The 19,951-nt window shown below is 72.3% G+C and carries 19 protein-coding genes and 1 tRNA gene; 12 read left to right on the forward strand and 8 right to left on the reverse strand.

Annotated features, from left to right (window positions below):
- Window positions 1-14: 14 nt before the first annotated feature.
- A complete protein-coding gene (rlmB, locus tag DEU32_RS04225; RefSeq protein ID WP_058740486.1) occupies window positions 15-1,025 on the forward strand; it encodes a 23S rRNA (guanosine(2251)-2'-O)-methyltransferase RlmB in 1,011 nt (336 codons plus the stop codon).
- A 258-nt stretch (window positions 1,026-1,283) separates the two neighbouring features.
- Here rlmB and DEU32_RS04230 read toward each other — a convergent pair whose 3' ends face one another.
- On the reverse strand, window positions 1,284-2,594 hold the full coding sequence (locus DEU32_RS04230; protein ID WP_114849460.1) for a DUF4032 domain-containing protein: 1,311 nt from the start codon (window positions 2,592-2,594) through the stop codon (window positions 1,284-1,286).
- A gap of 104 nt (window positions 2,595-2,698) precedes the next feature.
- On the reverse strand, window positions 2,699-3,799 hold the full coding sequence (locus DEU32_RS04235; protein WP_058740485.1) for an ABC transporter ATP-binding protein: 1,101 nt from the start codon (window positions 3,797-3,799) through the stop codon (window positions 2,699-2,701).
- 248 nt (window positions 3,800-4,047) lie between these two features.
- Between DEU32_RS04235 and DEU32_RS04240 the strand changes: the two genes are divergently transcribed.
- Window positions 4,048-4,977 carry a thioredoxin domain-containing protein gene (locus DEU32_RS04240; RefSeq protein ID WP_167510151.1) on the forward strand — a complete coding sequence of 310 codons (930 nt, stop codon included), beginning with the start codon at window positions 4,048-4,050 and terminating at the stop codon, window positions 4,975-4,977.
- Window positions 4,978-5,005: 28 nt separating this feature from the next.
- Here DEU32_RS04240 and DEU32_RS04245 read toward each other — a convergent pair whose 3' ends face one another.
- A complete protein-coding gene (locus tag DEU32_RS04245; protein ID WP_114849462.1) occupies window positions 5,006-5,896 on the reverse strand; it encodes a neutral zinc metallopeptidase in 891 nt (296 codons plus the stop codon).
- Window positions 5,897-5,956: 60 nt separating this feature from the next.
- On the opposite strand from DEU32_RS04245, the gene DEU32_RS04250 reads away from it, so the two are divergent.
- Window positions 5,957-6,901, forward strand: a complete 945-nt coding sequence (locus DEU32_RS04250) for a 2-deoxy-5-keto-D-gluconate 6-phosphate aldolase domain-containing protein (protein WP_181819190.1) — start codon at window positions 5,957-5,959, stop codon at window positions 6,899-6,901.
- A 75-nt stretch (window positions 6,902-6,976) separates the two neighbouring features.
- Here the strand turns inward: DEU32_RS04250 and DEU32_RS04255 are convergent, their stop codons facing one another.
- Window positions 6,977-7,783 (reverse strand): NAD(P)H-hydrate epimerase, encoded by an 807-nt coding sequence (locus DEU32_RS04255; RefSeq protein ID WP_258554777.1) that lies wholly within the window; start codon window positions 7,781-7,783, stop codon window positions 6,977-6,979.
- Between DEU32_RS04255 and DEU32_RS04260 the strand changes: the two genes are divergently transcribed.
- Window positions 7,782-8,573 (forward strand): alpha/beta fold hydrolase, encoded by a 792-nt coding sequence (locus DEU32_RS04260; RefSeq protein WP_114849465.1) that lies wholly within the window; start codon window positions 7,782-7,784, stop codon window positions 8,571-8,573. The two genes, DEU32_RS04255 and DEU32_RS04260, sit on opposite strands and share 2 nt — an antisense overlap.
- Before the next feature lie 148 nt (window positions 8,574-8,721).
- Entirely contained in the window at window positions 8,722-9,753 is a 1,032-nt protein-coding gene (locus DEU32_RS04265; RefSeq protein WP_114849466.1) for an aldo/keto reductase, read from the forward strand.
- A 264-nt stretch (window positions 9,754-10,017) separates the two neighbouring features.
- Here DEU32_RS04265 and DEU32_RS04270 read toward each other — a convergent pair whose 3' ends face one another.
- From DEU32_RS04270 to msrB, 3 genes are all read right to left on the reverse strand, one after another.
- The gene (locus DEU32_RS04270) at window positions 10,018-11,547 is read right to left on the reverse strand and encodes a DUF2142 domain-containing protein (RefSeq protein WP_181819191.1); all 1,530 of its coding nucleotides are present in this window, start codon (window positions 11,545-11,547) and stop codon (window positions 10,018-10,020) included.
- A 49-nt stretch (window positions 11,548-11,596) separates the two neighbouring features.
- Window positions 11,597-11,669: transfer RNA gene (locus DEU32_RS04275), tRNA-Thr, on the reverse strand.
- A 33-nt stretch (window positions 11,670-11,702) separates the two neighbouring features.
- Entirely contained in the window at window positions 11,703-12,104 is a 402-nt protein-coding gene (gene msrB, locus DEU32_RS04280) for a peptide-methionine (R)-S-oxide reductase MsrB (RefSeq protein WP_058740477.1), read from the reverse strand.
- A gap of 62 nt (window positions 12,105-12,166) precedes the next feature.
- On the opposite strand from msrB, the gene DEU32_RS04285 reads away from it, so the two are divergent.
- The 7 genes from DEU32_RS04285 (at window position 12,167) to DEU32_RS04315 (ending at window position 18,154) form a co-directional block, all read left to right on the forward strand.
- A complete protein-coding gene (locus tag DEU32_RS04285; RefSeq protein WP_114849468.1) occupies window positions 12,167-12,634 on the forward strand; it encodes a GNAT family N-acetyltransferase in 468 nt (155 codons plus the stop codon).
- Window positions 12,631-13,710: a DUF2332 family protein gene (locus DEU32_RS04290; RefSeq protein ID WP_114849469.1), complete on the forward strand. Its 1,080-nt coding sequence runs from the start codon at window positions 12,631-12,633 to the stop codon at window positions 13,708-13,710. The genes DEU32_RS04285 and DEU32_RS04290 overlap by 4 nt, the downstream gene beginning before the upstream one ends.
- Before the next feature lie 98 nt (window positions 13,711-13,808).
- Entirely contained in the window at window positions 13,809-14,108 is a 300-nt protein-coding gene (locus tag DEU32_RS04295; RefSeq protein WP_229666864.1) for a DUF3263 domain-containing protein, read from the forward strand.
- Window positions 14,105-14,701, forward strand: coding sequence for a LytR C-terminal domain-containing protein (locus DEU32_RS04300; RefSeq protein WP_114849471.1), 597 nt, complete (start codon window positions 14,105-14,107; stop codon window positions 14,699-14,701). The genes DEU32_RS04295 and DEU32_RS04300 overlap by 4 nt, the downstream gene beginning before the upstream one ends.
- Before the next feature lie 192 nt (window positions 14,702-14,893).
- Window positions 14,894-15,097 (forward strand): cold-shock protein, encoded by a 204-nt coding sequence (locus DEU32_RS04305; protein ID WP_058740472.1) that lies wholly within the window; start codon window positions 14,894-14,896, stop codon window positions 15,095-15,097.
- Window positions 15,098-15,362: 265 nt separating this feature from the next.
- Window positions 15,363-16,982: a chaperonin GroEL gene (gene groL / locus DEU32_RS04310; RefSeq protein WP_114849472.1), complete on the forward strand. Its 1,620-nt coding sequence runs from the start codon at window positions 15,363-15,365 to the stop codon at window positions 16,980-16,982.
- 266 nt (window positions 16,983-17,248) lie between these two features.
- Window positions 17,249-18,154, forward strand: coding sequence for a hypothetical protein (locus DEU32_RS04315; protein ID WP_147281407.1), 906 nt, complete (start codon window positions 17,249-17,251; stop codon window positions 18,152-18,154).
- A 105-nt stretch (window positions 18,155-18,259) separates the two neighbouring features.
- On the opposite strand, the gene DEU32_RS04320 is transcribed toward DEU32_RS04315, so the two are convergent.
- Window positions 18,260-19,948, reverse strand: a complete 1,689-nt coding sequence (locus DEU32_RS04320) for a cell wall metabolism sensor histidine kinase WalK (RefSeq protein ID WP_114849474.1) — start codon at window positions 19,946-19,948, stop codon at window positions 18,260-18,262.
- Between the last annotated feature and the right edge of the window lie 3 nt (window positions 19,949-19,951).

Consider the following 19,951-nt stretch of genomic DNA (forward strand, 5'->3'; position numbering starts at 1 on the left):
GACAGGAGAGAGCAATGAAGAACGTCTCGGGGAGCAAGAAGGGCCGGCCCGGCGCCGTCCGCTCCGGCCGCAAGGGCAACAAGCAGGTCGGCTCCGGCGGCCAGGGCGCGCAGGCGCTCGAGGGGCGCAAGCCCACGCCGAAGGCCGAGGACCGGCCGTACCACCCCGCCGGCAAGCGCAAGGCCGCCAAGGAGCGCTTCGAGGCCGCTCGGGGTCGCCACGGCGCCTCGAGCTCGCCGCAGCAGCGCACCGGCCGCCCGCCGCAGCGGAAGACCGACGACTCGGAGCTCGTGACCGGACGCAACTCCGTGCTCGAGGCCCTGCGCACGAAGACGCCCTCGACGACGCTCTACGTCGCCGCCCGCATCGAGGTCGACGACCGCGTCAAGGAGATCCTGGCGCTGGCGAACCACCGAGGTGTCCCGATCATGGAGATCATGCGGCCGGAGCTCGACCGCATCACCGGGCACGACAGCGTGCACCAGGGCGTCGCGCTCAAGGTGCCGGCGTACGAGTACGCGGTCGCCGAGGACCTGGCCGAGCGTGCGTTCTCCCGCGATCAGGTGCCGCTCATGGTGGCGCTCGACGGCATCACCGACCCGCGGAACCTCGGCGCGATCATCCGCTCGACTGCGGCGTTCGGCGGGCACGGCGTCATCGTGCCGCAGCGTCGCTCGGTCGGGGTGACCGCGTCGGCGTGGAAGACCTCCGCCGGTGCCGCCGCCCGCACCCCGGTCGCGATGGCGCCGAACCTGACGCAGACCCTGAAGTCGCTCAAGTCGATGGGCCTCTTCGTGCTCGGCCTCGACGGTGACGGTGACGTGGAGCTCGACGCCCTCGAGCTCGCCGACCGGCCGATCGTGATCGTCGTCGGGTCCGAGGGCAAGGGCCTGTCGCGCCTGGTCACCGAGACCTGCGACGCGATCGTCTCGATCCCGATCTCGAGCGCCACGGAGTCGCTCAACGCCGGCATCGCCGCGAGCGTCACCCTGTGGGAGGTCGCCCGGCGCCGACGCGCCCAGTAAGCGACGAGCGCTGCGCGGACGAGCGCTGCGCACACCAGCGCGACCACCGCAAGGCCCGGTGCCGGTCCACGTGACCGGCACCGGGCCTCCTGTCCGTCCGCCCGCCCGTCTCGCGCCGCGAGCGTTCACGACGTGCCGCGTGCGGTCCGCCGAGCATGCACCAAGTGTCGGCTGCGGGCCGCGAACGTGACAGATCTGGCCCGCTCGCGGAACGCGAGCGGGCCAGGCGCGCCCCGGAAGGCGCGTGACCCGGCAGCGTCAGACGCTCGCGCGCCAGTCCTCGACGTCCTCCTCGTCGGACGCTGCGTCTGCGTCGTCGACGACCGGGATCGGCAGCGTCATGGACGAGGTCGGCGGGTTGATCAGCAGGCGCTCGTCGCGGCGGTGCCGGAGCACGTCGTTGATGTACGCGGTCGTGGCCTCGGGGAGGGAGACCGAACGCTCCTCCTCCTGGGACATGTACCAGCGGTGCTCGAGCAGCTCGTGGAAGACCTCGGCGGGCTCGAGCCGTCCGCGCAGGTCCCGCGGGATCGAGCGCACGACGGGCTCGAACACGCGCGAGACCCACTCGTGCGCCACCATCTCCTCGTCGAGCCGGTCCCGGCCGTTGCGCGCCCGGTACGCATCGAGGTCGTTGAGCAGCCGCCGCGCCTGGTTCTCGCCCGCGTCCAGTCCGGTCAGGCGGAGCAGCCGGCGCTGGTGATGCCCCGCGTCCACGACCTTGGGCTGGATCCGCACCTGCGAGCCGCCCTCTGTCGTGTGGATCGACAGCTCCTCGATGTCGAAGCCGAGCGCGTTGAGCCGCTCGACCCGGTCGTTGATGCGCCAGCGCTCCTTAATGTCGAACTGCTCGGTGCCGGTGAGCTCCTTCCAGAGCGTCCGGTACTGCGCCACGATGCGGTTCGACACGTCCACGGCGTCGGCGTTCTCGTCGAGCCGCCCACCGGCCTCGAGGTCGAGCAGCTCGCCCGCGATGTTGACGCGCGCGACCTCGAGGTCGTTCTCGCGCTGCCCGTTCGACAGTCCGCCGGGGTAGAGCTTGCCGGTCTCGGCGTCGACCAGGTAGGCCGCGAACGCGCCGGCGTCACGGCGGAACAGCGTGTTCGAGAGCGAGACGTCGCCCCAGTAGAAGCCGATCACGTGCAGCCGGACGAGCAGCAGGGCGAGGGCGTCGACGAGTCGCGTCGCCGTCTCCGGGCGGAGGGTCTGCGAGTACAGCGCCCGGTACGGCAGCGAGAAGCGCAGGTGCCGGGTGACGAGCACCGGGTGCAGCGGCTCGCCGTGCTCGTCGACGCGGTTCGTGATGACCGCCACGGGGTCCACACACGGCACGTCCATGCGCTGCAGCGTCTTGAGCATCTCGTACTCCGCACGGGCGACCTCTTCGCCGGTCTCCTTCACGGCGGCCACGTACCCGCTCAGGTGCACGAAGCGGACGAGGTGCCGCGAGATGCCCTTCGGGAGCGCGACGATGACGTCGTCCGGCCAGTCCTCGAGCGGCAGGTCCCACGGCAGGTCGAGGAGACCGGGGTCGACGGTGGCTGCGGTGATGGACATGGAGTCGGGCACGGTTGGCTCCTGTTGGTACGGGTGGCTCCTGCTGGTACGCGCGGCTGGCAGACGGGAGGCGCGGTGCCAGCTGGCACCGCGCCTCCTGTCCGGCTGTTCCAGCGTCAGGCGCTAACGACGGCCTTGTCGTCGAGACGCTCGCCCGACTCGGTGTCGAAGGCGTGGACGTGGCCCTGCTTCGGCGCGATCACGATCGTGTCACCGATCGAGGGGTGCGAGCGACCGTCGACACGGGCGACGATGTCGGCGCGCTGGCCGTTCACGTCGGCGTGACCGTACAGGTAGCCGTCGGCGCCGAGCTCCTCGACGACGTCGACCGTGACCGGCAGGCCCTCGCCCGAGGTCGAGACGATGACGTCCTCGGGACGGATGCCGACGGTGATCTGCCCGGCGCGCGCGTTCGACAGCGTGTCGCGGTCGATCGCGTGGTTCAGCGTGCCGAACTTGATCCCGCCCTCGACGACGTCGGCCGGGAGCAGGTTCATGGCGGGCGAACCGATGAAGCCGGCGACGAACACGTTGTTCGGCTTCTCGTACAGGTCGCGCGGGGTGCCGACCTGCTGCAGGATGCCGTCCTTGAGCACCGCGATGCGGTCGCCCATGGTCAGCGCCTCGGTCTGGTCGTGCGTGACGTAGACCGTGGTGACGCCGAGGCGACGCTGCAGCGAGGCGATCTGCGTGCGGGTCTGGACGCGGAGCTTGGCGTCGAGGTTCGACAGCGGCTCGTCCATGAGGAACACCTGCGGCTGACGGACGATGGCGCGGCCCATCGCGACGCGCTGACGCTGACCTCCGGAGAGCGCCTTCGGCTTGCGGCCGAGGTACTGCTCGAGGTCCAGGAGCTTGGCGGCCTCCTGCACGCGGGTGGCGCGCTCTTCCTTGCCGACACCGGCGATCTTGAGCGCGAAGCCCATGTTCTCGGCGACGGTCATGTGCGGGTACAGCGCGTAGTTCTGGAAGACCATCGCGATGTCGCGGTCCTTCGGCGGGACGTCGGTGACGTCGCGCTCGCCGATGCGGATCGCACCGGAATTGACCTCTTCGAGGCCGGCGAGCATGCGCAGCGAGGTCGACTTGCCGCAGCCGGAGGGGCCGACGAGGACGAGGAACTCGCCGTCGGCGATGTCCAGGTCGAGGGAGTCGACCGCGGGGCGGTTGCCTCCGGGGTAGAGACGGGTTGCCTTGTCGTAGGTGACGGACGCCATGAGCGTTCGATCCTTCCTTCACCGGCAGGTACGTGCCGGACGATCCGTTGTGAAGCGGTTGCCCGATGGGGCCCCGGATGGTCGCCGTCGACCATCGATGCTCATACAACACGAGTTCCCCCCGCAGCGCCAGTGCCCCGGACGACCTGGTTGGCTGGTCCCAGGAAGGACCACTACGATCGGCGGGTCCGTCCGGCGTGCGGGGGAAGCCGTGCGGACACCAGGATCGACGTGAGGACCATCGACGCATGACCAACCGCCCCGAGGGTGACGCACGCGCCGCGCGCAACGAACGACGAGAGGCCGCGCGACAGCGGGCCCAGCGGATCCGGACGCAGCAGAAGCGCCGGCAGCGCGGGACCCGGCTCGGCCTGCAGATCGGCCTGGGCGTCGTGCTCGTCGCGGCGGCGGCCGTCGTCACGCTGGTGCTCGTCGACTCGACGCAGCCCGCCGGCCCCGGACCCGCGAACATGTCGCAGGGCGGCATCACCATCGGGCAGGACCTGAAGGCCGTGGGGTCGGGTTCGTCCGCTTCCTCGGACGCCTCGCCGTCGGCCGACCCGAGCGCGACCGCGGCGCCGAGCGTCCGCATCACGATGTACGTCGACTACCTCTGCCCGACGTGCGGCCAGTTCGAGAAGGCGAACGGCGACTACATCGCGAGCCTCGCCGAGTCCGGTGCCGCCACGGTCGACATCCACCCGATCGCGACCCTGTCGAACCGGTCGCAGGGCACGAAGTACTCGCTCCGGGCCGCGAACGCCGCCGCGTGCGTGGCGGACCGCTCGCCCGACCAGTTCTACGCCGTGAACCAGGCGCTCTTCGCCCGCCAGCCGGAGCAGGGCACCGCGGGGCTCACCGACGCACAGCTGCAGCGCATCGTCACCGGGGTGGACGGGATCCGCGACGCCGGTGCGATCCGGGACTGCATCGCCGACCAGACCTTCGCGAAGTGGGTCGACGAGCGGACGACCGCGGTGACGGCTGGCGACGTCCCGGGTTCGGACCTGCAGGACTTCCCCGGTACGCCGCTCGTGCTCGTGAACGGCAAGCAGTACGAGCTCACCTCCCCGATCACCAACGACGACTTCCGCACGTTCGTTGTGTCCGCCGCGGGGGCGACCGAGGGCACGCCGACGCCGACGCCGAGCGCGTCGGCCACGCCGTCCGCCGAGTAGCCGGCCGCCCGGCAGCGCCGGCCAGCCGTTACAGCGCGGACCCCGGCACGCTGAAGGTGTCGCACCGGGTCACGCCCTGCTCGTACCCGCGCGTGAACCACGCCTGGCGCTGCGCGCTCGACCCGTGCGTGAACGAGTCCGGGTCGACGCTGCCGGTGGCCCGCTCCTGGATGCTGTCGTCGCCGACCGCGCTCGCGGCCGACAGGGCGTCCCGGATCTGGTCGCGCGTGATCGGCTCGAAGAAGGTCTGCCCGTCGGCGTCCTTCGTCGTCGCGGCCGCGCCCACCCAGGCGCCCGCGTAGCAGTCCGCCTGCAGCTCGACGCGGACGCTCCCCGACGACGCTCCGGTGCCGGACCGGTCGGTCGCCGCGAACGTGCCCTGCAGCTGCTGCACGTGGTGGCCCCACTCGTGTGCGACGACGTACATCTGCGCGAGCGGTCCGCCGGACGAGCCGTAGCGGGACTGCAGGTCGTCGTAGAACGCGGTGTCGAGGTAGATCGATCGGTCCGGCGGGCAGTAGAACGGTCCCGTCGCGGCGGACGCCTGCCCGCACCCGGTGCCCGTCGAGCCGTCGAAGAGCACGAAGCCCGGGGTGGCGTAGTCCGTGCCGAGGTCGCGGGACTCCCGGATCCAGTAGGCGTCGAGCGACTCCGCGGCGCCCTCCATCCGGCACTCCACGTCGAGGTTCGCGTCGCGGCCGGTCCGGCACCGGGACGCCGCGTCGACGGTGTCGCCCTGCTGCTGGATCTGGGTGGTCCCGTCCCCGCCGAGGAACGGCGTGAGGTCGACGCCCGTGAACTGCGCGACGAGGAACACCACGATCGCGCCGATGCCCACCGCGCCGCCGCCGATCGCCGCCCCGCGACCGCGACGCTGCACCTTGCCGCCGGACAGCCTGGAGTCGTCGTTGAAGGTCATGCGCCAGAACGTACCCGCTCGCCGGGTCGGCGCGGAGGGACGGCGAGGAACATGGCCGGCATGGCCGACCTCGACGAACAGCACCCCCTCTTCCTCTTCGCGATGGACCAGCGGTCCTCGCTGCTGGAGCACACCTACGGCGACGACTCCGGTGAGCCGGCCGACGAGGCCGACGCCGAGCGGGTCCGCGCCGGCAAGCAGCTCGTCTACCGCGGTGTGCTCGCGGCGCTGGCCGCCGGCGCGTCCCGGGCACGCACGGGCGTCCTCGTCGACGAGCGCTACGGCGCCGACGTCGCACGGCTGGTCAAGGAGGCCGGGCTGGTGCTCGCGATGCCGGTCGAGCGGTCGGGCCGGGAGTGGTTCGAGCTGGAGTACGGCGACGACTGGGTCGCGCACGTCGACGCGTTCGACCCGGACTTCGTGAAGGTGCTCGTCCGCGACAACCCCGGTTTCGACGCCGACGAGCGCGCCGCACAGGCCGAGCGGCTCGCGGCGGTGTCCCGCACCCTGCACGACGCCGGGCGGCCGTTCCTCGTCGAGCTCCTCGTCCCCGCGACGGACGAGCAGCAGCAGGACGGCGGGACGGACTACGACCGCGACGTCCGCCCCGGGCTCGTCGTCGAGGTCGTCGGCTACCTGCAGGAGCACGGAGTCGAGCCGGACGTGTGGAAGCTCGAGGGGCTCGACCGCACCGAGGACGTCCATCGCGTGGTCGAGGCCGTCCGCGCGGGTGGCCGGGACGGCGTGCAGTGCATCGTGCTCGGTCGGGACGCCCCGGAGGAGCAGCTCGACCACTGGCTCCGGACGGCAGCTCCGGTGGACGGGTTCGTCGGGTTCGCGATCGGCCGGAGCAACTGGGAGGACGCGCTCGACGACGTCGTGCACCAGGGCCTCGATCACGAGGGCGCCGAGCGGCTGATCGCGGCGAACTACCGGCACTTCGTCGACACCTGGCTCGAGGCGCGGCCGGACGTCGTCGACGGGGTGGACACCGGCGGGCACTGACCCGGGCGGCGACCCAGGCCGCGGTGATGGTCCGGGGTCCGGAGTCCGGAGTCCGGAGTCCGGGGTCCGGGGCGGTCAGGTCCGGACGAGGGGCTCCACGGCCGCGAGCTCGTCGCCGATCCCGACGTCGACGAGTTCGATGCGCCCGGCGAGGGTGGCACCGGGACCCCGCAGGAGCCCCGCCTTCACCGCACCGAAGGTCACCGTCACGTCGGCGTGCAGCACGTGGTCGTCGGCCACGCCGCCCGTGTCGACGTCGATGCCGCTCGGCACGTCCACGGCGACGACGTACGGCGCGCGCTGGTCGCGGGCGAGCTCCCGGACCGCGTCGACGACCTCGCGGGCGGGGGAGCGCAGCGCGGTGGCGCCCTGCACCCCGATGCCGAGGACGCCGTCGAGCAGCAGGTCGGCCCGCTCCGCGGCCTCCGCGGTCAGCGCCGCGAGCCGCTCGCCGTCCGACACGACCGCCGCCCGCAACACGTCGGCAGCGCCGGCGGCCGCGACCCCGCCACGGGGCGGGGTCGGACCGGCCAGGAGGCGCGCCCCGGCTCCCAGCGCGGCTGCCAGGCCCGCCTCGTGCACACGTCGGCCGACGCGCACGACCGCCACGTGCCTCCCGGCCGACGCCAGCCGCGCCGCCGCGAACAGGGCGTCACCGCCGTTGTCGCCGCTGCCGGCGAGGACCAGCACCGAACCGGGCCCGTCCTGCGGACGGACCGCGGGGTCGTCGAGCAGGTCGCCCACGACCCGGGCGAGGCCGTCGGCCGCCCGCTGCATGAGGGGCTCGCCCGCCTCGAGGTGCGGCCGCTCCGCCGCCCGGACCTGATCGCCGCCGTAGCCGTCCATGTCGACCACCATGCCCCGGTAGCCTGGTCGCGCCATGTCACTCGTCCCCGAAGCGCCCCGACCACGTGCCGTGATGTCCCCGGACGGGCTGAAGCTCGCCACCTACGACTTCGGCGACCCGGACGCCCCCGTCGTCGTCGCGGTGCACGGCTTCGCGTCGAGCGCGGTGCTCAACTGGCACGCCTCCGGTTGGACCCGCGACCTCGTCCGCGCCGGCTACCGGGTCGTCGCGCTCGACCAGCGCGGCCACGGAGCATCGTCGAAGCCGCACGACCCGTCCGCGTACTCGATGGACCTGCTCGTGGCGGACGTCACCGCGGTCATCGACACCTACCTGCTGTCCGACGTCGCCTACCTCGGGTACTCGCTCGGCGCCCGCGTCGGCTGGCACACCGCCGAGCGGATCCCGGACCGCGTTACCCGCGCCGTCTTCGGCGGCATCCCGGACGCCGACCCGATGCGCCGGGTGGCCGTCGACCAGGCGAAGGCGTACATCGCCGACGGGACCCCCATCGAGGACCGCGTGACGAACGGGTACCTGCAGATGGCCTCGGGGGTGGAGGGGAACGACCTGCGGGCCCTCGTCGCGATGGTGGAGGGGATGCGGGACAGCATCGAGCCGACGCCCGAGAACGCACCCGCGCAGCCGATCCTGATGGCCGCGGGCAGCGAGGACGGGATCAAGGACAGCGCGGTGCGGCTCGCGGCGGCGGCGCCGGACGCGGACTTCTTCGAGATCCCGGGGCGCAACCACTTCAACGCGCCGACGGCGCGGGCGTTCCGCGAGCGGGCGATCGCGTTCCTCGGGGGCGCAACCACGCAGTGACCTCGCTCGGCGCCCCGACGTCGCGGGCCTTCCGCGACGCGGCGATCGCGTTCCTCGGCGCTTCCGTGGACGCCGCGGTGTCCGACGGGCGCTGACAGGTACTCGTGGGTCCTCGCTGACGCAGACGCCCGCGCGTAGCGTCCCGGCCATGGACTACAGACTCCTCGGCAACAGCGGGACATCGGTGTCGACGCTTACCCTCGGCACCATGACGTTCGGCAGCGAAGCCGACGAACCCACCTCGCACCAGATCCTCGACACGTTCGTCGCCGCGGGCGGCACGCTCGTCGACACCGCGGACGTGTACTCCGGCAACGAGTCGGAGCGCATCATCGGCCGCTGGCTCGCCGCGCACCCGACCGAGGCGCAGCAGGTCGTCCTCGCCACCAAGGGGCGCTTCCCGCAGGGCGACGGCCCGAACGACCTCGGCCTGTCCCGTCGGCACCTCCGGGTCGCCCTCGACGCCTCGCTCGAGCGACTCGGCGTCGAGCACATCGACCTGTACCAGATGCACGCGTGGGACGCCCTCACCCCGATCGAGGAGACCCTGCGCTTCCTCGACGACGCCGTCTCCGCGGGCAAGATCGGCACGTACGGCTTCTCGAACTACCTCGGCTACCAGGTGACGAAGGCCGTCTACGAGGCGAAGGCGCACGGCTGGGCCCCGCCGGTGACCCTGCAGCCGCAGTACAACCTGCTCGTCCGCGACATCGAGCACGAGGTCGTCCCCGCGTGCCTGGACGCCGGCATCGGCCTGCTCCCGTGGTCGCCCCTGGCCGGCGGCTGGCTCTCCGGCAAGTACCAGCGCGACGAGGCCCCCACCGGCGCGACCCGGCTCGGCGAGAACCCGCAGCGCGGCATGGAGGCGTGGGAGGCCCGGAACGGCGACGAGCGCACGTGGCAGGTCCTCGACGCAGTGTCCGCCGTGGCCGATGCGCACGGGGCCTCGAGGTCGCAGGTCGCCCTCGCGTGGCTGCTCGCCCGTCCGGCGGTGACGAGCGTCATCCTCGGCGCCCGGACGGTGTCACAGCTCGAGGACAACCTCGGTGCCGCCGACCTCGTGCTGACGGACGACGAGCTCCGGACGCTCACCGACGCGAGCGCCCCGCGGATCGACGACTACCCGTACGGCACGGCGGGCGTGGCGCAGCGCGAGCGTCGCATCACCGGCGGCCGCTGACCCGGCTCGGCGACCGGTCGGCACTCGGCAGGCATCCGGCCGGCTCCCTGCGGGAACGCAGTCGAGGCGGCCGGATCCTGCACATCCGTGCGGGAAGCCGCGAAGAGTCGCCGATCTGTGGACACGTCCCCCGTTCTGGTGTCATCCTCGTCACACGGCCGGCTGGTTACCGCGTCGAGCGCCCGGAACGCCCCCTGATCCGCGTTCCACGCGCCGAAGGGCCCGGATGAGTGATCATCCGGGCCCTTCGCCGTGACCGCGGCCTCAGTCGGCTGCGGCGTGGTGGGCCGGTACGGCCGGCTTCCCGCCGGCACGGCGCCCGGCGAAAACCGATCCCATGGACGCCGGCGTCGTCGCCGCGAGCGCGGCGCCGACCATCGCGAGGCCGACGAGCAGCAGGACGAACGCCAGCACCGTGCCGCCCGGCGGGTGCCAGGCCTGGGCACCGAGGACCTCGCTCCACGGCGCGGAGACCCCGACGGCGTAGCGCCGGAGCACCACCGCGAACGCGACGACCTGCCCCACCGCGGCGAGGACCGGCACCACGACGACGAGCGGTCGCAGGGCACGGGTCCGCAGCACGTCCCGGTCGGCGGCGAGCCCGACCACGATCAGCGTCGCGACGAACAGCGGCAGCCCGTACCGCCCCTGCCAGATGATCCCGTAGTCCGCGGCGCCGATGCCCTGCAGCACGGCGGGCACGAGCACCGTCGCGGCGACGAGGAACACGGTGCCGGGCAGCGCGCGACGGCGGACCGCGAGCCCTGCGAACACGACGAGGCCGATCCCCATCGCCCACGCCGTGACGATCCACGCGGGCAGGGTGGTGTCGAACCAGCCGAACACGCCGACCATCTGCTCGCCCCACTTCGGCGTGAGGGCGAGGGTCTTCAGCGTGCCCTCGACGAAGCCGTAGCGCTCCGGCGACGACGGGATGTAGCCAGCGGGGCCGGCGACGAAGGCCGACCAGAGCACGGCCGGCACGAGCAGGACGACCGCGGCGCCCAGGGCGGTGAGCACGGAGCGACGGCGCATGAGCCGGAGCGCGGCGGGGACGTCGGTCAGCAGGACCCCGACCACCACGACGACGACCATGAGGGGCGACGACGTGCGCATCGACCCCGCGACGACCCCGCAGACCACCAGCAGGGCGAGCCACCAGTGCAGCCGCCGTCCCGCACCGTCGTGGAGCACGAGCCAGGTCACCGCGGCGAGGGCGGCGCAGCCGGCGATCTCGACCGAGCTCGGGTTGACGAGCGCCCCGACGTACACGGTCATCGGGGTGACGGCGACGGCCGCCCACGCGGGCAGGGCGTGCCGGTGCCGGAGCGCCGCCCCGACCAGGACCACCACCGCGGCGAGCGCGGAGACGACCAGCGCGGACACGAGCCGCACCGCCAGGTACCCGTGCGCCCCCTCGACCAGGAGCGTGGGCCAGCCGACGAACAGGTAGTAGCCGGGGAAGTAGTCGCCGACCCCCGTCGAGACCTCGACGTCCCCGGACGCGGTCGAGAACGCGGGCATGCACGTGGCCGGCTTCGCGGCGTCCCGCGCGGCGCACGGCACCGCGCCCTGCGGGTCCGTCACGGCCTGCGGCACGCGCACGGTGGTGATCCCCTGCGCGCCGGTGGGCACACCGGTCCACTGTCCGCGGACCGTCGCCGCAGCCTTCGCGAAGTGGTTCGACTCGTCGGGGCCGTTGCCGATCGGTGTCGCGAGCACCCACGCCGCGGTGAGGAGGAAGACACCGACCCAGGCGACCAGGGCGACGAGCAGCAGACGGGGCCGGTTCACCCGACAACTGTACTGAGGCACGGACGACCGAACCGCAGGTGGTGGAGAGGGCCGGCAGCGGGACTCGAACCCGCAACCCCCGTATTACAAGTACGGTGCGCTACCAATTGCGCCATGCCGGCTGACGCGCCCACTCTACCGGGGCGCGTCGGGGGTCACTCCGCGGCCTCGAAGTTGAGCGAGATCGAGTTCATGCAGTAGCGGTCGCCGGTCGGGGTGCCGAAGCCGTCCGGGAAGACGTGCCCCAGGTGGCCCCCGCAGTTCGCGCAGCGGACCTCGGTGCGGACCATGCCGAGGGACTTGTCCTCGATGAGCTGGACGGCCTCGGGGCGCACCGACTCGTAGAACGACGGCCAGCCGCAGCCGGAGTCGAACTTCGTGCCGCTCTTGAACAGCTCCGCTCCGCAGGCCGCACACGTGTAGACGCCGGCGCGCTCCTCGTCGAGCAGCTCACCGGTCCACGGGCGCTCGGTCCCGGCCTGCCGGAGGACGGCGTACTGGTCCGGGGAGAGCTCCTCGCGCCACTGGGCGTCGGACTTGTCGACGTTGTACGTCATGTGTTCCTCCTGCTTCCGGCCGGGTCGACGGGCTGCCCGGCCACCTCAGTAAACTCGCCACGATGTCCGAGCATTCCGTGCGCCACGCCCGCTGGGAACGTCTGACGACGGACGAACTGTACGGCATCGTCGTCCTCCGGAACCGCGTGTTCGCGCTCGAACAGCGGGTCACGGCAGAGGACTTCGACGGCCGCGACCGCCACCCGGACACCGAGCACTGGTGGTTCGGAGCGGACGACGATCCGGTCGGGTACCTCCGGCTCGTCCGACCGGCCGCGGGGGAGCCGCACCCCGACGACGCCGCAGCACCGGCGTGGGTCGTCGGTCGGGTCGCGACGCACCCGGACCACCGCGGGCAGGGGGTCGCCGACCGGCTGGTCGGCGCGGTGCTCGCCGCCCACGGCGACGAGCCGTTCGTGCTGCACGCGCAGGAGTACGTGGCCGGGCTGTACGAGCGGCACGGGTTCGCCCGCTTCGGTACCCCGTACGACGAGGCCGGCATCCGCCACGTCGGCATGTACCGACCGTGACCGGGACGCGGGAGCGGTACGCCGCCTACGCGGAGCGCATCGCCCCGGGCTCACCGTCGTACGCGGCCTGGGCACGCTCGGTGGACGACGACCTGGTCGCGCTCCTGGAGGCGGTGCCGGCGCAGCAGCGGCAGCCCGAGCTGGTCTTCGCGGTCGCCCGGCGGCTGGGTGCGGACCCGGCGGACCCCGGTGCGCTGCGCGCGCTCGGCCGGGAGGCACGCCCCACCCTGGTCGCGGCCCTCGCCGCCGCCACGGTGCAGGCCAACGACCCGCGTCGCCTCGGTCCGGTGGTCCCCGTCCTGCAGGCGCTCGCCGCGGCGACCGACCGGCCGCTGGGGCTCGTCGACGCGGGTGCCGCCGCCGGACTCTGCTCGATCCCGGACCGCGTGACGCTCGACCACGTTCCCGCTGCCGAGCGTGCGTCCGGTCGCACCCCGGTGCCCGCGTCCCACCCCGGTGTGACGGGGTGCGACGTCGGTGGCGGGGTGCGCGACGAGCGGGTGCGGGTGCACACCGCGGTCGCGGAGCCGTCGATCCACCTGACGGTCGCCGTCTCCGGTGCCGTGCCCGCGCCGCGTGCCACGCCGATCCGGATCGGTGCGCGCGTGGCCCTCGACCCGAACCCGATCGACCTGGCCGAGCCCGGCGCGTTCGACCGGCTGGTCGAGGCCGTCCCGCCCGAGGCGACGGACCGCACCGCCCTGATGCGTGCGGCGGCGCGCGCGACGCTCGCCGTGCCTCCCGTCCGGATCCGGGGCACCCTGCCCGGTGACCTGGACCGCGCACTCGACGCCCTGCCGGACGACTGCGAACCGGTGGTCCTGACGACCGGGACGCTCGTCTACGTACCCGGCGCGGACCGGCAGCGGGTCGTCGACCGGCTCCGCGAGCGCGGCGTGCGCTGGGTCGCACTCGAACGGACCGGGATCCTGCGCGGGGTGGCCGCCAGCCTGCCCGGCGACGTCGACCCCGGCGACCCGGACGCGTTCGCGACCCTGTCGCTCGACGGCGTCGCGCTCGCGGTGTCCGACCCGTTCGGCGTCCGCGTGCGGTGGTTCCGCGCGCCCGCAGCCTGAACGCGGGCTTCGCGACAGTCCAGGCGCGTGCCAGGGTCGGCGTGCCCGCCACCCCTACGATGTGCGAGACCCGTTACCCCACCGTGACCGGAAGTGCCGTGACCACCATCCCCGCCGACGAGCTCAGCGAGCTCGACAAGCACGTACTCGCCTTCGAGCACGAGCGGGCGCGGCACGACCGCACGAAGGAAGCGGAGATCCGGGTCGAGTTCGACATGTCGCCGGCGCGCTACTACCAGGTGCTGAACCGCGTGATCGACCTGCCGGCGGCGCTCGCGTACGACCCGCAGCTCGTGACGCGACTGCAGCGGCTCCGGCACGCCCGCACCCGTGCCCGCGCGGCGCGCTCCTTCGTCGCCCCCGGCACGACGACCGATCCCCGTGAAGAGGAACGATGACCCAGAGATTCCCGCGAGACCGGTTCGACGACGTCACCGACGGCCCCCGGGTCGGGGCGCACCGCGGTGCCCGGCGTCGTGGCCGCGGCTGGATCGCGTTCGCCTGGGCAGCGCTCGCCACCGGGGTGCTCGTGCTCATCGGGGTGCTCGTGCTCGCGCTCCTCAACGGCAGCTACTCGTTCCCGGGGACGACGTCCTCGCCGGCTCCGTCGTCGTCCGCGTCCGCCTCGGCCCCGGCGACCGGTGCGCCCTCGGGCGAGGCCACGCCGTCGCCGTCCGAGACCCAGGCCCCGACGGCCGCGACCCCCGCCGAGCAGGGTGCGACGAGCGTCGTCGTCCTGAACGGCACATCGACCACCGGGCTCGCGGCGAAGGGCTCGACCGCGCTGCGGAACGCCGGCTGGCAGGTCCGCTCGACCGGGGACGCCGGGACGACCGGCACCACCGCGACGATCGTGTACTACCAGCAGGAGTCGCAGGCGGCCGTGGCGCAGGGCGTCGCGCAGGCGCTCGGGGTCTCCGCGGTGCAGCAGTCGGCGGCGTTCCCGAACGCCGACGTGACCGTGGTGCTCGGCGCCGACTACGCCGGCTGACGCGCTCCCCGCGCCGGGTTCGTTACGGCGGTGTTTCCGGGACGTTGAATTCTGACGGAATCGGCGTGAAAGGGCGTCACAACCCTTGCCACGCCGCGCTTGTTCGGTCAGAGTCATCGCCAGACGACGGCCTGTCGTCCGCACCAACGACGACCCGTCGTCTGCACCAGCACCACCAGGGAGCAAGAGATCATGGCCAACGGAACCGTGAAGTGGTTCAACGCCGAGAAGGGCTTCGGCTTCATCACCGTCGATGGAGGGGGCCAGGACGTGTTCGTGCACTACTCGGCGATCGACATGTCGGGCTACAAGGTCCTCGAGGAGGGCCAGGCGGTGACGTTCGACGTCGGCACCGGCGCGAAGGGGCCGCAGGCCGAGTCGGTCCGCCCCGCCTGAACCGCGACACCCGGAACGCGCCGTCCCCTCGGGGGCGGCGCGTTCGTCGTGCCGGGTGTTCGTCGTGCCGGGTGTTCCTCGTGCAGGGCGTTCGTCGTGCCGGGCGCGACCGTGCCGTGTCGGTGCGTGTCCTGGGAAGACGACCCGTGCCTCCCGGCTGTGTTGCACTCGACCTCGTCGAGTGCCAGAATCGGCGTTGGCACTCGCTCACGCTGAGTGCCAGCACGACCCCCATGACGACGTCCGGGAGGGACGAGAAACTCACATGGCTAAGATCATTGCTTTCAACGAGGAGGCCCGTCGCGGCCTCGAGCGCGGCCTGAACACCCTGGCCGACGCCGTGAAGGTGACGCTCGGCCCGCGCGGCCGCAACGTCGTCCTCGAGAAGAAGTGGGGCGCCCCCACGATCACGAACGACGGTGTCTCCATCGCCAAGGAGATCGAACTCGACGACCCGTACGAGAAGATCGGTGCGGAGCTCGTCAAGGAGGTCGCGAAGAAGACCGACGACGTCGCCGGTGACGGTACGACGACCGCGACCGTCCTCGCCCAGGCGCTCGTCCGCGAGGGCCTCCGCAACGTCGCCGCCGGTGCCGACCCCGTGTCGCTCAAGCGCGGCATCGAGAAGGCCGTCGCCGCCGTCTCCGACCAGCTCCTCGCCAACGCGAAGGACATCGAGACCAAGGAGCAGATCGCCGCGACCGCGTCGATCTCCGCCGCTGACTCCACCATCGGCGAGCTCATCGCCGAGGCGATCGACAAGGTCGGCAAGGAGGGCGTCGTCACCGTCGAGGAGTCGAACACCTTCGGCACCGAGCTCGAGCTGACCGAGGGCATGCGCTTCGACAAGGGCTACCTGTCGCAGTACTTCGTCACGGACCCGGAGCGCCAGGAAGCCGTCTTCGAGGACCCGTACATCCTCATCGTCAACTCGAAGATCTCCAACATCAAGGACCTGCTCCCGGTCGTCGACAAGGTGATCCAGTCGGGCAAGCAGCTCCTCATCATCGCCGAGGACGTCGACGGCGAAGCCCTCGCGACCCTCGTCGTGAACAAGATCCGCGGCATCTTCAAGTCCGTCGCCGTCAAGGCCCCGGGCTTCGGCGACCGTCGCAAGGCCATGCTGCAGGACATCGCGATCCTCACCGGCGGCCAGGTCATCTCGGAAGAGGTCGGCCTCAAGCTCGAGAACGCGACCCTCGACCTGCTCGGCAAGGCCCGCAAGGTCATCATCACCAAGGACGAGACGACCATCGTCGAGGGTGCTGGCGACGAGGACCAGATCGCCGGCCGCGTCAAGCAGATCCGCGGCGAGATCGAGGCGACCGACTCCGACTACGACCGCGAGAAGCTCCAGGAGCGCCTTGCGAAGCTCGCCGGTGGCGTCGCCGTCATCAAGGCGGGCGCTGCGACCGAGGTCGAGCTCAAGGAGCGCAAGCACCGCATCGAGGACGCCGTCCGCAACGCGAAGGCCGCCGTGGAAGAGGGCATCGTCGCCGGTGGTGGCGTCGCGCTCATCCAGGCGTCCGTCGTGCTCGACTCCCTCAAGCTCGAGGGTGACGAGGCGACCGGCGCGAACATCGTCCGCGTCGCGATCGACGCGCCGCTCAAGCAGATCGCGCTGAACGCCGGTCTCGAGCCGGGCGTCGTCGCCGCGAAGGTCCGCGAGCTCGAGTCGGGTCACGGCCTCAACGCCGCGACCGGTGAGTACGTCGACCTCGTCGCCGCGGGCATCATCGACCCGGCCAAGGTCACGCGCTCGGCGCTGCAGAACGCTGCGTCGATCGCCGGTCTGTTCCTCACGACCGAGGCCGTCGTCGCCGACAAGCCCGAGAAGGCTCCGGCCATGCCGGCCGGCGACCCCACGGGTGGCATGGACTTCTAAGCGGTCCTGACAGAAGGGCCCCGCACGCTGCGCGTGCGGGGCCCTTCTGCGTGCCGGGCGGCGTCGGGTCTCGCCGAGCGTGCCACTTCCGTCGCGCTGGACGTCGCGGGGCGACCGGCTCTGCACGCACCGCGTCCCGCGCGCGGCATGTCCTGCCCGCTCGCGACGGGCGCATGGCATCGCACAGGAGGCCCGTCCTCCGTCGTTCTCCACAGTCACGGCTCCGCGGGGCTGGTTGTGTCAGTGCTCGGCCGATGATCGTCGGCATGTCGAAGCCCCGCGCGCTCCCGGTCCCGTTCGGCCAGACCGTGTTCACCGTCGCGGACGCGCTCCGAGCGGGCATCGGCAAGGAGCGCTTGCGGCGCACCGACCTCGTCGTCCCGGTCCACGGCGTCCGCGCTCCCGCGGGAGCCGAGGTCGGGCAGGTCGAAGCGTTGTCGGTCGTGCTGCGGGACGGCCAACGCTTCAGCCACACCACCGCGGCGGGCATCTGGGGCGCGCCGCTCCCTCGCGGAGCCGGCATCGACGACGTCGTCCACGTCTCGTCCGACGGCACGGTCGCCATGCGCCGCCGCGGGGTGGTCGGCCATCGGCTGCCGACGTCCGAGGTCCGCGACACCCCGCTCGGACGGGCCAGCAGCCCGGCTCGGAGTTGGTTCGAGTGCGCTGACATCCTGTCCGCCGTGGATCTCGTCGTGCTCGGCGACCACATGGTGCGTCGCGACCGAGCCCTGGCGACCCTCGACGACCTCGCCGCGTCGATCGTGCCCGGGGCCCGCGGCGTCCGGACCGCGCGCGCAGCGCTCGAGCGCATCCGCGCCGGTGCCGAGTCGGCGATGGAGACGCGGCTCCGGCTCGGGGTGGTCGATGCCGGCTTCCCGGAGCCGGAGTTGAACGTCGACGTCCTCGACAGCGACGGAACGTTCCTCGGCCGCGTCGACATGGCCTGGCCCGAGTACCGCATCGCGCTGGAGTACGACGGCGACCACCACCGCGATCAGGACACCTGGCGCCGAGACCAGCGTCGCAGCAACGGCTTCACGGTCAACGGGTGGCTCGTCGTCCACGCGACCGCGGTCGACGTCGCACGCCCGGCGGTGCTGTTCGAGCGGCTCCGCGGTGCCTTCGCCGATCGAGCGGGCAGGACACGCCGTGCGCGATCCGTCAGCTGAGCGATTCCGGTCGCGCGACGGCGACGAGCGGCCCAGATGTGGCACGCCCGGCGCGGCGCGGGGCGCGGGGCGGGGCGGCGCGGGCGGGCCGCGCCGGCGGCGGCGTCAGGCGGTGGGCGTCGGGGTGTAGTCGCGGGGGAGCAGGGGGAGCCAGACGCGGAAGGTGGCGCCGCCGCCCTCGGTGTCGAAGACCTCGACCGAGCCGTGGTGCGCCTGCACGATGCCGGAGACGATCGCCAGGCCGAGCCCTGAACCGCCGGTGTCCCGGGCACGCGAGGTGTCCGCACGCCAGAAGCGCTGGAAGATCTTGTCGCGGAGCTGCGGCGGGATGCCCTCGCCGTGGTCGATCACGTCGATGTGGGCCATCCCGCGCTCGTCGTCCACGCCGATGCCGATCTCGATCGGGTCGTCGTGCTCGGTGAAGCGCATCGCGTTGCCCATCAGGTTCGTGACGACCTGGCGGATCTTGTTCTCCTCCGCCAGCACGATCGGTGGGCGGGCCGGCAGCACGATCGTCGGCAGCGGGGTGGTCTCGTCGGTGGGCACGCCGCCTTCGACGCCCATCGCCCGCGTCCGACGGGCACGCAGGCGCGCGATGGTCTGCCGCGAGAACGCGATCGGCCCGGTGGTGTTCGCCGACGGGGGCGAACCGGGGACCTCGCCGGTGTCGCCCTTCGCCAGGGTCGGCCGCACGGGCTGCGCGACGCTCACCCCGGTGACGGAGTCCTCGACGAGCACCTGGATCTCGCGGTCCGGGTTCGACGCCATCGTGTCGAGAGCGGAGTCGCGGGCGATCGCGACGAGGTCGACCGGTCCGAGCTCCAGCGGCTTCGACTCGTCGATGCGCGCGAGCTGCAGCAGGTCCTGCACGAGCAGGCCCATCCGCTGTGCTTCCTTCTCGATGCGCTCCATGGCCTGCGCCACGTCCTCCTCCTTGCGGAGGGCACCCATCCGGTACAGCTCGGCGTAGCCGCGCAGGGACACGAGCGGCGTCCGGAGCTCGTGCGAGGCATCGCCGACGAAGCGGCGCATCTGGTCGATCGTGCGCTCGCGGTCCTCGAACGCCGAGTCGATCCGCTCGAGCATCGCGTTGAGCGAGCGGTTGAGCCGTCCGACCTCGGTGTTCGGGGTGTCGGCCTCGAGGCGCTGGTTGAAGTCGCCGGCGGCGAACCGGGCGGCGGTGTCCTCGACGTCGCGGAGCGGGTCGAAGGTGGCCGTGACGAGGAGCCGGGTGAGCATCGCGCCGAGCAGGATCACCGAGATGCCGAAGCCCAGGAAGATGACCGTGAACCGTGCGATGGTCTGGTCGGTGTCCGCGCTCGACACCGCGACGAGCACGTAACCGGTCTCCGACGTGCCGCTCGACTGGTTCTGCAGCGACGCCGGGATGATCTGCGCACGCCACTCGTGGTTGTGCTGGCTGTCGTACAGCGAGAAGCGCTGCGAGCTCTGCGCGGCTGCCGAGAAGTCGAGCGAGCGGATGTCCGGCCGGCTCGACGCCTTCGTCTGGCAGATCTGGTCGCCCCGGGAGTCGTAGGCCGCGACGTAGGCGCTCTGCGACAGGACGACGGACAGCTTGCAGTACTGCTCGCCGTCGCTGATGTTCTGGCCCTCGAGCTGCTCCGTCGTCTGCTTGACGTTGTTGTCGAGCTGCGACATCAGGTACGTCGACAGCACCGTCATGGTGCCGAGTCCGGCGACGAGGAGCCCGAGCGCGACGAGCAGCACCGTGATCCCGGTGATCTTCGTGCGGAGGGAGATCCCGTCCCACCAGCGGCTCATTCGCGTGTGCATGCT

This window comes from Curtobacterium sp. AG1037 (assembly GCF_003349855.1).
Taxonomy (GTDB): domain Bacteria; phylum Actinomycetota; class Actinomycetes; order Actinomycetales; family Microbacteriaceae; genus Curtobacterium; species Curtobacterium citreum.

What these genes read in the sequence shown, in the direction of transcription:
- DEU32_RS04240 (WP_167510151.1), top strand. Translation starts at nt 4,048, where the DNA reads ATGACCAACCGCCCCGAGGGTGACGCACGCGCCGCGCGCAACGAACGA.
- DEU32_RS04300 (WP_114849471.1), top strand. Translation starts at nt 14,105, where the DNA reads ATGACCCAGAGATTCCCGCGAGACCGGTTCGACGACGTCACCGACGGC.
- DEU32_RS04285 (WP_114849468.1), top strand. Translation starts at nt 12,167, where the DNA reads ATGTCCGAGCATTCCGTGCGCCACGCCCGCTGGGAACGTCTGACGACG.
- DEU32_RS04245 (WP_114849462.1), bottom strand. Translation starts at nt 5,896, where the DNA reads ATGACCTTCAACGACGACTCCAGGCTGTCCGGCGGCAAGGTGCAGCGT.
- msrB (WP_058740477.1), bottom strand. Translation starts at nt 12,104, where the DNA reads ATGACGTACAACGTCGACAAGTCCGACGCCCAGTGGCGCGAGGAGCTC.
- DEU32_RS04320 (WP_114849474.1), bottom strand. Translation starts at nt 19,948, where the DNA reads ATGCACACGCGAATGAGCCGCTGGTGGGACGGGATCTCCCTCCGCACG.
- rlmB (WP_058740486.1), top strand. Translation starts at nt 15, where the DNA reads ATGAAGAACGTCTCGGGGAGCAAGAAGGGCCGGCCCGGCGCCGTCCGC.
- DEU32_RS04305 (WP_058740472.1), top strand. Translation starts at nt 14,894, where the DNA reads ATGGCCAACGGAACCGTGAAGTGGTTCAACGCCGAGAAGGGCTTCGGC.
- DEU32_RS04260 (WP_114849465.1), top strand. Translation starts at nt 7,782, where the DNA reads ATGTCACTCGTCCCCGAAGCGCCCCGACCACGTGCCGTGATGTCCCCG.
- DEU32_RS04265 (WP_114849466.1), top strand. Translation starts at nt 8,722, where the DNA reads ATGGACTACAGACTCCTCGGCAACAGCGGGACATCGGTGTCGACGCTT.
- DEU32_RS04315 (WP_147281407.1), top strand. Translation starts at nt 17,249, where the DNA reads ATGTCGAAGCCCCGCGCGCTCCCGGTCCCGTTCGGCCAGACCGTGTTC.
- groL (WP_114849472.1), top strand. Translation starts at nt 15,363, where the DNA reads ATGGCTAAGATCATTGCTTTCAACGAGGAGGCCCGTCGCGGCCTCGAG.
- DEU32_RS04235 (WP_058740485.1), bottom strand. Translation starts at nt 3,799, where the DNA reads ATGGCGTCCGTCACCTACGACAAGGCAACCCGTCTCTACCCCGGAGGC.
- DEU32_RS04250 (WP_181819190.1), top strand. Translation starts at nt 5,957, where the DNA reads ATGGCCGACCTCGACGAACAGCACCCCCTCTTCCTCTTCGCGATGGAC.
- DEU32_RS04255 (WP_258554777.1), bottom strand. Translation starts at nt 7,783, where the DNA reads ATGGCGCGACCAGGCTACCGGGGCATGGTGGTCGACATGGACGGCTAC.